Below are 12,354 nucleotides of genomic sequence, written 5' to 3'. Positions count from 1 at the left end.
GTGTAGTCGAAGAGCTGCTCGGTGGTGCTCATGCGTGGGCGCCCCCTTCGAAGCCGGCCTCGTACTGGGCGAGCCAGGCCTTCTGCTCGGCGATCCGCGGGTGCGGTTCGCGGTACACGTTGTCGAACATGACGTCGACGGACGGTGCGGTCAGGGCGACGGTGCGGCGTCGGACGTCGGCGGCGATGTCCTCGCCCTCTGCGTCGAATGCGGCGAACTGCTCGTCCGTCGCACCCTTCGAGCGCAGGTACGCCTCGGACCGGACGATCGGGTCGCGGAGGACCCATTCCTCGAGCTCCCCGTCGGCGCGGTAGCGGCTCGGGTCGTCCGAGCTGGTGTGCGCACCGATGCGGTAGGTGTCGGCCTCGATGAAGGCCGGGCCCTGGCCGCTGCGGGCGTGCTCGGTCGCGACGACGGACGCCGTGTACGAGGCGAGGATGTCGTTGCCGTCGATCAGGACACTCGGGATCCCGAAGCCGCGCGGGCGGTCGACGAGCGGCGTCGGGGACTGCACCGACACCGGCACCGAGATGGCCCAGTGGTTGTTCTGCAGGAAGAAGACGACCGGCGCCTTGGTCGACGCGGAGAACACGAAGGCCTCGTTCACGTCGCCCTGGCTGGTGGCGCCGTCGCCGAAGTAGACGATCGAGCAGGCGTCGCGGTCCGGGTCGCCCGTGCCGACATCGCCGTCGAGCTTCTGGCCGAGCGCGTACCCGGTGGCGTGCAGGGTCTGCGAGCCGATCACCAGGGTGGAGATGTGCGTGTTGCCGCGCTGGTCCGGGTCCCACCCGCCGTGGGTCTGCCCGCGGTACATCGCGATGATCTCCATCGGCTCGACGCCGCGGTGCATGGTGACGGCGTGCTCGCGGTACGACGGGAACACGTGGTCCTGGGCGCGAAGGGCGAAGGCGGAGCCGGTCTGCGCAGCTTCCTGCCCGTGGCTGGGCACCCACAGGCCGAGCTGGCCGGTGCGCTGCAGGTTGTGGCCGGCGTGGTCGAACCGACGGGTGAGCACCATGCGGCGGTGCATCGCCAGCAGGGTCTCGTCCGGGATCGCTCGCGCGGCGGCGGCGAACTCGGCGTTCTCGTCGGTCTCCACGAACCGACCCTGGGGGTCGAGGAGCCGGACGGTGGTCGTCGCGGGAGCCGCGGCGCGGAATGACATGCGGGCCAGCGTAGCGCCAGGCACTAGTCGGCCACCTGGAGGTCCCCCACAAGTGAGCGGGCTGTTTCGAGGAGCGTTCCCACAGCTTCGTGCTCGCCGATCGAGATGCGGATGCCCTCCGGCGGGAAGGCCCGGACGATGATCCCGGCGTCCTCGAACGCGGCCGCGGCGGTTGCCGTGCGGTCCCCCGTCGGCAGCCAGAGGAAGTTGCCCTGGGCGTCGGGGACGTCCCAACCCTGGGCCCGGAGCTCGGCGACGATCCGGTCGCGCAGCGCCGCGATCTCGGTCACGCGTTCGAGCAGTTCGGCCTCGCGTTCCAGGCTGGCGAGCGCTGCAGCCTGGCCCTGGGCGGTCACGGACAGTGGGATGGCGCAGGCACGGACGGCGTCGAGGACGTAGTCCGGACCGAGCGCGTAGCCCACCCGGAGGCCGGCCAGCCCGTACGCCTTCGAGAAGGTGCGGAGGACCACGAGGTTGGGGTGCGCGGCGAGCAGCGGGTGGCCGTGGACCGCTGCCTCGTCGGTCACGAACTCGGCGTATGCCTCGTCGAGCACGATCAGCACCGACTGCGGCACCGCTGCCATGAACGCGTCGAACTCCGCGGCGGTCACGATCGGCCCCGTCGGGTTGTTCGGTGAGCAGACGAGCACCATGCGGGTGCGCTCGGTGACGGCAGCGGCCATCGCGTCCAGGTCGTGCCCGCCGTCGGCACGGTTCGGCACCTGCACGCTCGTGGCACCGGCGACCGTGACGACCCCCGGGTAGGCCTCGAACGAACGCCAGGCGTAGACGATCTCGTCACCGGGGCCCGAGGTGGCGCGGGCGAGCTCGTGCAGGATCGCCACACTGCCCGGGGCGACGTGCACCTGCTCGGCGGTCAGCCCGAAGCGGTTGGCCAGCACGGCGCGCAGGGCGAGGGCCGTGGCGTCGGGGTAGCGGTTGAACGACGTCTGGGCCTGCACGGCCTGGACGACCCCGGGGAGCGGCGGGAACGGGTTCTCGTTGCTCGACAGCTTGAAGGCGGAGTCGGACGCCTGACGTCCCTGCTTGTAGGCGGGGAGGACGGCCACCTCGGGCCGGATGTGCACACGCTGCTCGGTCACGGGTTCAGGCTACCGGCCCGTGCGCGGGTGGCGGAGGGCATCATGGACGCATGCGATTCCTCGTCCGCCTCGTCGTCAACGCCCTCGCGCTCTGGCTCACCACGCTGATCGTCAGCGGCGTCTCCGTGACGCCCTTCGGTGACGGCGGGACCACCGCGACCGTGCTCACCTTCCTGCTCGTGGCGTTCGTGTTCGGCCTCGTGAACGCCGTGATCGGCACGCTGATCCGGATCGTGGCCTTCCCGATCTACATCCTGACGCTCGGGCTCATCTCGTTCGTCGTCAACGCGATCCTGTTGCTCATCGTCGCCGGCATCTCGGAGGCGTTCGGCTTCGGGCTCGAGGTCGACTCCTTCGGCTGGGGCATCGTCGGTGCCTTCGTGCTCGCGGTCTTCGCCTGGCTGATCGGGCTCTTCGCCCGGCCGGTGCTCAACCGCCAGCGGGCGTGAGGTCGGCGGACCTCGCGGAGGACCCCGCCCTGCGTCATGATGTGCTCATGACCCAGGACGTCGACGCCCCGTTCCGCGTCTCGTTCGTCTGCAGCGGCAACATCTGCCGCTCCCCCATGGCCGGTGTCGTGTTCGCGCAGATCGCCGCCGACGCCGGTCTCGCCGACCGTTTCCAGGTGGAGTCGGCCGGCACGGGTGACTGGCACGTGGGTGAACCCGCCGACGAGCGCACGATCGCAGCGCTGGCGGCGCGCGGATACGATGGCAGCAGGCATCGCGCCCGTCAGTTCGACCCGGACCGGTTCCCGGACCTCGACCTGGTGGTCGCACTCGACCGCTCCCACGAGCGCATCCTGCGTTCGTGGGCCCCGACCATGGACGACTCCGCCAAGGTGACGCTCCTGTTGCGGTACGACGCCGCCTGGCCCCAGCAAGCCGACGTGCCGGACCCGTACTACGCGGACCGGCACGAGTTCGACCGAGTGCTCTCGACCGTCGAACGGGCCTGCCGGGCGCTCTTCCACCAGCTCGAGCCGGCAGTCCGTCAGGGAGCCCCATGACCCCCCTTCCCCCGCAGCCGATCAGCCCGCTCGACGGGCGCTACTACCCGATCGTGCACACGGTGGGCGAGCACCTCTCCGAGGCCGGCCTCAACCGCGCGCGCATCGTGGTCGAGGTCGAGTGGCTCATCTTCCTGACCGACCACGCCATGTTCACCACGTCGCCGCTCAGCGTCGACGACAAGGCGGCACTCCGTCGGATCGTCGAGACCTTCGGCCAGGACCAGATCGCGGAGCTCGCCGAGATCGAGGCGACGACCCGTCACGACGTGAAGGCCGTCGAGTACTTCGTGCGCCGCCGACTGTCCGAGCTCGGGCTCGACGCGATCGCCGAGCTCACCCACTTCGCCGCCACGAGCGAGGACGTCAACAACCTGTCCTACGCGCTCACCGTGCGGGACACCGTCGAGCAGGTCTGGCTCCCCGGCTTCCAGGCCGTGCTCGAGAAGCTCCGGACGCTCGCCGTCGAGCTGCGGAGCGTGCCGATGCTCTCGCACACGCACGGCCAGCCGGCGACCCCCACGACGCTCGGTAAGGAGCTCGCGGTCGTCGTCTACCGGCTCGAGCGCGTGCTCGCCCAGATCGAGGGCGGCGAGTACCTCGGCAAGTTCTCCGGCGCGACCGGCACCTTCTCCGCGCACCTCGCCGCGGACCCCGAGGCCGACTGGCCCGCCCTGTCCCGCGAGTTCGTCGAGGGCCTCGGCCTGACGTGGAACCCGCTCACCACGCAGATCGAGTCGCACGACTGGCAGGCCGAGCTGTACGACCGGGTGCGTCACGCCAACCGGATCCTGCACAACCTGGCGACCGACGTGTGGACCTACATCTCGATGGGGTACTTCACGCAGATCCCCGTCGCGGGTGCCACCGGGTCGTCGACCATGCCGCACAAGATCAACCCGATCAAGTTCGAGAACGCCGAGGCGAACCTCGAGATCTCGTCGGCGATCTTCTCGACGCTGTCCGAGACGCTCGTGACGAGCCGCCTGCAGCGCGACCTGACCGACTCCACGACGCAGCGGAACATCGGCGTCGCGTTCGGGCACTCGCTGCTCGCGCTCGACAACCTGCGCCGTGGTCTGGGCGAGATCGCCGTGAACGAGGCCAAGCTCGCCGACGACCTCGACCACAACTGGGAGGTCCTCGCCGAGGCCATCCAGACGGTCATCCGCGCCGAGGTCACCGCCGGACAGTCGAACATCGAGGACCCCTACGCGATGCTCAAGGAGCTCACGCGGGGCAAGCGGGTGAGCCAGCAGGACCTGATCGTCTTCGTGAACCGCCTGGACATCTCGGACGGCGCGAAGGCCCGGCTGACCAACCTGACGCCGGCGACCTACACGGGCCTGGCGGACGAGCTGGTCGACCACCTCGACGTCTGAGCGCGGCGGCGCGAGCTGGGGGATGCGGAAACCTGAGCGGTTCGATAGGTTGGAGCTGCTGAGTACATCTCAGCACGGGGGGCGTCGCAGTGGATGCACCCTGTCCACTGACCGGATGGATCTCCACACCGTGCTTCGTTCTCGCATCACCGCGGCCGCCGTCGGCGCCACCGTGCTCGGCGTCTCCGCCGCCCTCGTCCCGACGGTCTCGACCGCCCTGTCGACGGACGGCTCCGCTTCGGCCATCGTCACCTGGACCGACTCGGCCGACGACTTCACGGCCGCGCCGACCGGCACGTTCCCGCTGACCGACCAGTGGTACTGGGCGGACATCACCGACGTGGGCGGCGGTGGCACGATCACCGACCACGCCACGATCGACGAGGACGGCCTGTCGGTCTCCGAGGGCGAAGCCGTTGCACTGATCCGTGGCCTGAACAAGCCCGTGGCCCCGAGCGCCGTCCCGGCCCTCGCTTCCGGCATCAGCATGACGACGACCGGGGCGACGTCGTTCGGTCTCGCCGTGCAGGCAGGCGGCGACTCCACCGCGCAGTCCGTGGTCTTCGCCACCGACGAGCCCGTCACGGATGGCGGCGCGAGCGTCGACGGCACCAAGAACTGGATCGACCCCTCCACCGGTGACGTCGAGTCGTCGGCCGAGCTCGCCGCCGACCTGCGTGACGCGGACGCCGAGGTCGTCGGCTACGTCGTCTACGTCGGCCTCGACATCGCCGGCGAGATCACCACTCCGCCGACCGAGCCCACCGAGACGCCGGCCCCGACCGACCAGCCCACCCCGGCCCCGACCGTGAACGGCGCTCCGGCTCCGACCGTGAACGGCGCTCCGGCTCCGACCGCCGAGGTGCCCGGCACCGAGCTGAAGAGCCTCGCCTCGCCGCTCGAGGTCAACGGCCAGGCCCTCGCCGCCGACGCCAGCGGTTCGATCTCCGCGCTCCGCGTCGACGACACCACGACGTACTTCACGCCGCAGCCCACCGCGACCGCCGACGCGCCGACGTCCTTGCGCGTTTCGCAGACCCTCACCGGATTCCAGGTGACGGGTGCAGGCTTCGCCCCGAACGAGTCCGTCGCGGCGACCGTCACGCAGGGCGGCGAGACCTACTCGATCCGCACCAATGCTTCGGTGGCGGACGATGAGGGCGACGTCGTCGTCGTGGTGGTCCTGCCCGAGGGTGCCGTGAGCGCCGGCGCGTACACCGCCACGCTCGAAGGCCGATCCTCGAGCCAGACCGCTTCGGCCGACGGCTCCTTCATCGCCGACCCGGCCGCCGCCGGCGACCCGGGCACGGCTCCGGTTGCCGTCCCGGTGCCCGGAACGGCGACCTTCACGGGCTGATCTTGCCGATCCTCCCGACCGAGCCACGGCGGCGTGCGACTGTGATCGCCGCCGCCGTGGCCGTCGTCTGTGCGGGGGCCGTCGCGTTCGTCGCGTTCGGCCCCCTGTCAGCCGCACCCGCCCCGACGGCGGGGGCGGGTCGGGCGGCGTTCCGTGCGGGTCGGCGTGTCCGGGCTCCTCGTGGCCGGACTAGCGAGCGGGCCGCACAGGTTTCCGCGGTGAAAGCGCAAGGGAACCACGACTGTGGAGGACGAGCAGGACCAGCCCGAGGGCCACCGGGAGCGCCACCACCGTGACGGACCCGCTCCCGACGTCGATCGCGCGGACCCCGTTCACGGCGAGGGTGCTGCACGACCGCGATGCGACGCGGCTCCCCCACTTCGCGGGTGATGCGCACCCTGCGGCTCAAAGACGCCTCACAGGTTGGCTACGATCCGAGAGCGCCGGCTTCCGGCGATCGCACTCGTCCGGCTGTTGTCGGACGGCACACCCGAGGGGACAACCCGTGCCACACAGCACTGCATCATTCCGACGCGCATGCGCGATCGGCGCGACGATCGCCGCCATCGGACTGAGCACCGGCTTCGGGGCACTGTCCGCCACCGCCGCCGAGCTGCCGGAAACGTCGGCGAGCACGTCGCCCAGCTCCGACGTCACCCCCGCCGAGGGCACCTTCACCGTTGCGGACGCCGCCGAGTCCGCGCCCACGGCGACGACTCCTGCCACGCCCGTTCCGGAAGCCGCTGACGACACGGAAGCGCCCGCGGACGAGACCACCGCGCCCAGCAGCACTCCGACCGCCCCAGCGACGTCGACTCCTGCCGCGGACCCCGCCGCCACGCCAGGGGCGACCATCACCGGGGACGCGACCGTGGGCAGCACGCTGACCGCGACGGGGACGGACTTCACCGGCACGTTGTCCTACGCATGGACGAGCGACGGCACCGCCCTGCCCGTCACGACCGGGTCGTACGTCGTCACCGCTGCCGACGCGGGCAAGGTCATCACCGTCACGATCACGGGTGACGACGGCCAGACCGCGACCGCGACGACCGCCCCAGTCACCCAGACACCGTCGTTCCCCGATGCGTCCACCGAGGACGAGCCGGTCATGCTGACGACGACGGCCGGTGAGCGCTTCGCCCACACGTTCGCCGCGGACGGGTTCCCGAAGCCGACGTACTCGGCCGAGTACTACTCGCTCGACGACCCGTACGGCGACGAGCCCGGCCAGGACGAATCGAGCTACCTCCCCTACGGGCTGTCGCTCGACCACGCCACCGGCGTGCTGTCCGGCACGACCAGGTACTCGGGCACGTACGCGTTCCGCATCGACGCGACCACCGGCTCGACGACGGCCTCGCAGTTCGTGAACATCACCGTGGACGCGACGACACCACTCGGCGTGCGGGTCACGGCAGAGGACAAGGACACGTTCCTCACCGCGCACTCCACGAGCTGGGTCATCGAACGCAACGGCGCCGTCTGGACCTTCCAGAACGAGACCACCCACGACCCCGACGGCGGGTACACCGTCTTCGGCGCTGGCTTCGAGGGCGGGCAGCCGACCATCGACCAGGGCGGCACCCTGCTGGTCAGCGGCAACCTCGTCGACCGTTTCGGCAACGAGGTCGACGACGCCGACGGCTACCCGGCACCGTTCACGGTGACGTCCGACCACGCCTCCGACGTCATCGTGCCGAACACCGACCCGTGGGCAGGTGCCGAAGTGACGTTCCCGCACGCGTCGACCCACGCCCTGACCGTCGCGTCGAGCAGCTTCGCGACGGCGTTCACGGTGGACGTCCGTCCGACCGCTTCGACCGTGGTGACCCCCGCCACTCCGACGGGCGACATCGCCGCCGCAGCCCCGACCGGTCGACTGGCCTACACCGGGAGCGACGCGATGCACCTGCTGCCGTGGGCGGCGGGACTCGCGCTGACCGGCGTCGGTGTGATCACCCTGCAGGCCCGTCGACGGAAGCAGCACTGACCCACCACTGACGAAGCACCGAGGGACTCAGGACACGTGCTGGGTCCCTCGGCCCTTCGCTGCGAGACCGCCTGAACCCTTCGGAGAAGGCCCACAGGTCGCGTCCACCGCCCTTGTCCGGCTCGACCGGCGTCCATAGGCTCCCGCTGTCAGACGATCGTCTGGTATCGAGAGCGGAACGAGGACGGGCATGAACGACGACACGCAGGTCAGCATGAACCGAGTGCACTGGACCGGCGGCGTGCCCCGGAGCGCAGTGGACGCGCTGCTCCACGACGGCGGACTGGCGGTGGTCCCCACCAAGGTCGGCTACATCCTGATGACCTCGGACCGTGCGGGCCTGGAGCGGAAGTTCGACGCCAAGGAGCGCAACCGGAACAAGCCCGGCGTCGTCCTCGTGAGCTCGCTCGAGATGCTGCGCAGCATCGCGCAGCTCACCCCCGAGATCGACGCCCTGTACCAGCGGTGCTGGGACGAGGACATCCTGCTCGGCTGCATCCTGCCCTGGAGCGACCAGGGCCGGGCAGCGCTGCCGACCGACGGCTCGGACGACCTGATGATGGACACCCGCGGCACGTCCTGCTTCGTCATCAAGTTCGGCGTCCCTGGCGAGCTCGCCGCCCGCGAGCTCTGGACGGAGCACGGCAAGTTCGCCTTCGCGAGCTCCGCCAACCCGTCGGGCACCGGCAACCGCGGTGTCGTCGACGGCATCGGGGAGCGCATCGCCGAACGTGCCGACGTGATCGTCGAGGCGGACGACTACGTCGCGTCCATCCAGCCGGAGAAGAGCACCGAGACCCGCTACGAGCAGGGCGTCATGGTGTCGATGGTCGACAGCTCGGGAACCCTGATCCCGGTGCAGGACGGACAGCGGTCGATCACTCCCGCACCCACGCTCATCCGCAAGGGGCTCGACGTCGACCGGATCATGGGGCTGCTCGCCGACACGTTCACCAGCTGGGACTACCGACAGGGTGAGTACTACTGAGCCCGCACGGACGCCTCGGCACCGCCGTCTCGGCAGGAGACCCGGACACGACGCCGGGCACCAGGCGTGCGGCGAGACCAACGGCACGGAAGCGTCTGTCGCGTGAGGACGCCTCGAGCCGCATCACGGCGTTCGTGTACGGGAACATCGTGATCCTGGGCACGATCGCACCGATGGTCCCGGACACCGCCGCGAGTGGTCGGGGGCTCTGGTACGTCCTCGCCACCGCGTTCTCGACCTTCCTGGCGCACACCTTCGCCGAGTTGGTCGGCCGCCGTGCGCGGAGTGACCAACGGCTCGCCGGGGAGACCATCGGAGCCGAGCTGCGCGACTCGCTGCCCGTCCTCACCTCCGGTCTCGTCCCGGCGGCCGTCCTCGCCTACGCCTGGCTGACCGGCGCGTCCGGGCTGGTGGCCGAGATCCTCGCGATCGCGTACCTCGTGGTCCGGCTCGCCCTCCTCGGCCCCGTCGTGGCCCGGCTCCGCGGGGAGAAGCCGTCCCCGCGCACGTTCGCCGCCGGCCTCGTCCTCGCACTCGTCGGAGTCGGCATCGCCCTGGTCAAAGCCGGTCCCGGCTTCTGAGGCCGGCCGGAGCACCAGGCCGGACACCGACAGACCGGATCGGGCGGTCCAGGTGGTCCCCGGAGCGCTCTGCACCGTCACACGGGCAGATCGTCGGGGACCGCCGCGACCGCCTCGATCTCGACCAGCTGGTCGTCGTAGCCGAGCGCCGTGACCCCGAGCAGGGTGCTCGGCACGTCGTGCGCGCCGAAGGCGTCGCGGACAACATCCCACGCGGTGACGAGGTCGGCCTGTCGCGAGGACGCCACGAGCACGCGCGTGCTCACGACGTCCTGGATGGACGCACCAGCGGCACGCAACGCCTGCTGCATCGTCTCGATGCACCTGGCGGCCTGGCCCGCGTAGTCCCCGACCGCGACGGTCGACCCATCAGGGGCGAGCGGGCAGGCCCCGGCGAGGAACACGAGCCGCGTCCCGCTCGGCACGGTCGACGCGTACGCGTACTGCGCCACATCGCTCAGGACGTCGGACCGGATGAGACGGACTGCGCTGGCCATGCACGTCATCCTGCCAGCCGCGATGCTCCGGGCCCCGGGTACCTCAGGCGCAGTACTCGTACGGCAACATCGCGGTCGACCCCACCCAGATCGCTCCCACGGTGGCGCCGTCCATCCCGAGCTGGAACGTCATGTAGCGTCCGTCGGCCTGCACGCTCCACATCGAGTACGGCCCCTGGTCCTCACCGTAGGTGCCGGTGTACTGCAGGTCCGGGTACGCGGAGCGCACCTCGGTCAGGGGCGTGCCGATGCCGATCCCGGCGTCGGTCTCGGGCGAGTTCGTCGTCACCGGATCCGGCCCCAGCCCACCGATGGTCACGCCCACGACCTTGCCGTCGCGGGGGATGACGATGAGGCCGGGAGCGTCATCTCGGTTCCAGAACGTCGTCTCCGGGCTGGCCGGACACGCATCCGTGCTCCGGGTGTAGGCGGCTGCCAGGTCGTCGATCTCCCCCTCCACCTCGCCGCCCAGCGCGATCGGCCCGACCTCCTTCGTGGAGATGGTCCAGGTTGCCGGGTCCGACAGGTCGAACGCCGTTCCCGTCGCAGTCGGGGACGGCGTGGGCGTCGGGGTGCCGGGGTCGGCCGTCGGGGTCGGCGTCACCGTCGCGGTCACGGTCCGGGTCGGCGTCGGAGCGGACGGCCCGGAACACGCGGTCAGCGTCGCCGCCGCGAGGAGTCCGAGGGTCACGCCGGCGGTCCGGATGGTGCTGTTCACAGGGTCTGGTCGCCGATCATCGTCTGGTCCTTCCGTGGGTGGACGTCGAACGGGTCCCCGCCCGCAGGCGGGGACCCGACCGGCGTGGGCGCGACGAAGCGGCGCCGACCGGTGACCCCCGCGCCGTTGCGATGGCCGATCCACCGTACTTCGAGCCTCCACGGGGAACGGAACCCCTCGGTCGCCATCGCAACCAGAGCGTTACACAGCTTCCGGCGCGGTGATCAGTCGGCGTCCTCGACGTCGAACACGACGACCCGCGCACTCGCCGCCCCGATGAAGTCCGCCACCGGCCGGTGCTCCGGGTGCGGCAGGTACCCGGCGAGCGCGGCACGATCACGGAAGCGGACGACGAGCATCCAGTGGAACCCGCCCTCCAGTCCCTCGGTGCTCACGCTGGTGCCGGACTGCACCGACTCGACCCCCTCGACCCGTGGCAGGTGCGCACGCGACAGGGCCGAAGCCTCGGCGGAACGGTCCGCCCCGTCCCACTCGACCAGCACGGTGTGCGTCACTCCGGACACGTGGTCCCCTTCCTCGAACGCAAGAACGCCAGGTCAGAACGCCGGCGTCCCACCGGCGATCGTGATCGTCGACCCGGACTGGTAGCTCGACTCCGGGCTGACCAGGTGCACGTAGGCGGCACCGAGCTCGGCGGGCTGACCGGGACGGCCGAACGGCGAGCTCTCGCCGAAGTGCGACACCGTCTCGGCGTCGTCGGAACCCGGCTGCAGCGGCGTCCACACCGGGCCGGGCGCGACGGAGTTGACCCGGATGCCCTTCGGCGCGAGCTGCTGCGCGACGGCCTCAGTGAAGAGCTTGATCGCACCCTTCGACACCGCGTAGTCGATCTTGTCCGGGGACGGCGTGGACGCCTGGATCGAACCGGTCGTCACGATGGTCGACCCGGGCTCGAGGTGCGGCACGGCGGCCTTGGTCAGCCAGAACAGCGAGTAGATGTTGGTCTTGAAGGTGGAGTCGAACATCGAGGTGTCGAGCGTGAGGATGTCGTCGTTGCTCTCCATGCGGCCCGCGACCATCACCAGGGTGTCGAGGCCGCCGAACTCGTCGACGCCCTTCTGCACCAGGTCCGTGCAGTACTGCTCGTCGGAGATGTCCCCGGGGAACAGCACGGCCCGACGACCCTCGGACTCGAGCAGGTCGCGGACCTGTTCCGCGTCCTCCTGCTCGTCCGGCAGGTAGGAGAGCACCAGGTCCGCGCCTTCGCGTGACAGGGCGATGGCGGCGGCACGGCCGATGCCGGAGTCGGCACCGGTGACGATGCCGCGGTACCCCTTCAAGCGGCCGAGCCCGACGTAGCTCTCCTCGCCGTGGTCGGGCTTCGGTTCCATCTTCCACGCGGCGCCCGGCAGCGACTGTTCCTGCTTCGGGTACGGCGGTGCCGGGTAGAGGGTGTTCGGATCGCGCTTCTCGTACTGGCTCATGGCCCCACTGTCGTCGTCGTGCCCCGGACGGGCGCTCAGCTGGCAGCTGGCGGGCGCAGGCGACCCCGCGCCCTGAAGACGGGTGTGGACGCCACTGGAGGCGCGGTGCCAGCTGG

General features: G+C 70.6%; 13 protein-coding genes. 7 read left to right on the top strand and 6 right to left on the bottom strand.

The annotated features are described in order from the left end of the window. Positions 1–28 precede the first annotated feature (28 nt). Positions 29–1,165, bottom strand: a complete 1,137-nt coding sequence (locus BOSE127_RS10840) for a thiamine pyrophosphate-dependent dehydrogenase E1 component subunit alpha (RefSeq protein WP_042538360.1) — start codon at positions 1,163–1,165, stop codon at positions 29–31. Positions 1,166–1,188: 23 nt separating this feature from the next. Beyond that, positions 1,189–2,268 (bottom strand): histidinol-phosphate transaminase, encoded by a 1,080-nt coding sequence (locus BOSE127_RS10835; protein ID WP_017886474.1) that lies wholly within the window; start codon positions 2,266–2,268, stop codon positions 1,189–1,191. A gap of 50 nt (positions 2,269–2,318) precedes the next feature. Between BOSE127_RS10835 and BOSE127_RS10830 the strand changes: the two genes are divergently transcribed. From BOSE127_RS10830 to BOSE127_RS10800, 7 genes are all read left to right on the top strand, one after another. Further along, entirely contained in the window at positions 2,319–2,717 is a 399-nt protein-coding gene (locus BOSE127_RS10830) for a phage holin family protein (protein WP_017886475.1), read from the top strand. A 47-nt stretch (positions 2,718–2,764) separates the two neighbouring features. Continuing rightward, positions 2,765–3,277 (top strand): low molecular weight protein-tyrosine-phosphatase, encoded by a 513-nt coding sequence (locus BOSE127_RS10825; protein WP_017886476.1) that lies wholly within the window; start codon positions 2,765–2,767, stop codon positions 3,275–3,277. Beyond that, positions 3,274–4,659: an adenylosuccinate lyase gene (gene purB, locus BOSE127_RS10820; RefSeq protein WP_159557172.1), complete on the top strand. Its 1,386-nt coding sequence runs from the start codon at positions 3,274–3,276 to the stop codon at positions 4,657–4,659. Before BOSE127_RS10825 ends, purB begins: the two co-directional genes overlap by 4 nt. Positions 4,660–4,774: 115 nt before the next feature. Further along, positions 4,775–6,016 (top strand): hypothetical protein, encoded by a 1,242-nt coding sequence (locus BOSE127_RS10815; protein WP_159557170.1) that lies wholly within the window; start codon positions 4,775–4,777, stop codon positions 6,014–6,016. 505 nt (positions 6,017–6,521) lie between these two features. After that, positions 6,522–8,009, top strand: coding sequence for a putative Ig domain-containing protein (locus BOSE127_RS10810; RefSeq protein WP_017887569.1), 1,488 nt, complete (start codon positions 6,522–6,524; stop codon positions 8,007–8,009). Positions 8,010–8,199: 190 nt separating this feature from the next. After that, positions 8,200–8,997 (top strand): L-threonylcarbamoyladenylate synthase, encoded by a 798-nt coding sequence (locus tag BOSE127_RS10805; protein WP_017887570.1) that lies wholly within the window; start codon positions 8,200–8,202, stop codon positions 8,995–8,997. A 173-nt stretch (positions 8,998–9,170) separates the two neighbouring features. Next, positions 9,171–9,578 (top strand): hypothetical protein, encoded by a 408-nt coding sequence (locus BOSE127_RS10800; protein WP_235045682.1) that lies wholly within the window; start codon positions 9,171–9,173, stop codon positions 9,576–9,578. Between the two features lie 77 nt (positions 9,579–9,655). Here BOSE127_RS10800 and BOSE127_RS10795 read toward each other — a convergent pair whose 3' ends face one another. The 4 genes from BOSE127_RS10795 to BOSE127_RS10780 form a co-directional block, all read right to left on the bottom strand. Further along, entirely contained in the window at positions 9,656–10,075 is a 420-nt protein-coding gene (locus BOSE127_RS10795; RefSeq protein WP_159557168.1) for a RidA family protein, read from the bottom strand. 43 nt (positions 10,076–10,118) lie between these two features. Further along, positions 10,119–10,793 (bottom strand): hypothetical protein, encoded by a 675-nt coding sequence (locus tag BOSE127_RS10790; RefSeq protein WP_201300472.1) that lies wholly within the window; start codon positions 10,791–10,793, stop codon positions 10,119–10,121. 224 nt (positions 10,794–11,017) lie between these two features. After that, a complete protein-coding gene (locus tag BOSE127_RS10785; RefSeq protein ID WP_081612308.1) occupies positions 11,018–11,317 on the bottom strand; it encodes a Dabb family protein in 300 nt (99 codons plus the stop codon). A gap of 33 nt (positions 11,318–11,350) precedes the next feature. Beyond that, the gene (locus BOSE127_RS10780; RefSeq protein ID WP_159557166.1) at positions 11,351–12,238 is read right to left on the bottom strand and encodes an SDR family oxidoreductase; all 888 of its coding nucleotides are present in this window, start codon (positions 12,236–12,238) and stop codon (positions 11,351–11,353) included. Positions 12,239–12,354: the final 116 nt, after the last annotated feature.

Origin of the sequence: Curtobacterium sp. 8I-2, assembly GCF_902506155.1 — a bacterium.
Taxonomy (GTDB): Bacteria; Actinomycetota; Actinomycetes; order Actinomycetales; family Microbacteriaceae; genus Curtobacterium; species Curtobacterium poinsettiae.
The sequence above is the reverse complement of the archived record's forward strand: the minus strand, read 5'-3'. Positions and strand labels throughout refer to the sequence as shown.

Coding starts and splice junctions, on each gene's coding strand:
- BOSE127_RS10830 (WP_017886475.1), top strand. CDS start 2,319: ATGCGATTCCTCGTCCGCCTCGTCGTCAACGCCCTCGCGCTCTGGCTC.
- BOSE127_RS10795 (WP_159557168.1), bottom strand. CDS start 10,075: ATGGCCAGCGCAGTCCGTCTCATCCGGTCCGACGTCCTGAGCGATGTG.
- BOSE127_RS10805 (WP_017887570.1), top strand. CDS start 8,200: ATGAACGACGACACGCAGGTCAGCATGAACCGAGTGCACTGGACCGGC.
- BOSE127_RS10780 (WP_159557166.1), bottom strand. CDS start 12,238: ATGAGCCAGTACGAGAAGCGCGATCCGAACACCCTCTACCCGGCACCG.
- BOSE127_RS10800 (WP_235045682.1), top strand. CDS start 9,171: ATGGTCCCGGACACCGCCGCGAGTGGTCGGGGGCTCTGGTACGTCCTC.
- BOSE127_RS10815 (WP_159557170.1), top strand. CDS start 4,775: ATGGATCTCCACACCGTGCTTCGTTCTCGCATCACCGCGGCCGCCGTC.
- purB (WP_159557172.1), top strand. CDS start 3,274: ATGACCCCCCTTCCCCCGCAGCCGATCAGCCCGCTCGACGGGCGCTAC.
- BOSE127_RS10840 (WP_042538360.1), bottom strand. CDS start 1,165: ATGTCATTCCGCGCCGCGGCTCCCGCGACGACCACCGTCCGGCTCCTC.
- BOSE127_RS10825 (WP_017886476.1), top strand. CDS start 2,765: ATGACCCAGGACGTCGACGCCCCGTTCCGCGTCTCGTTCGTCTGCAGC.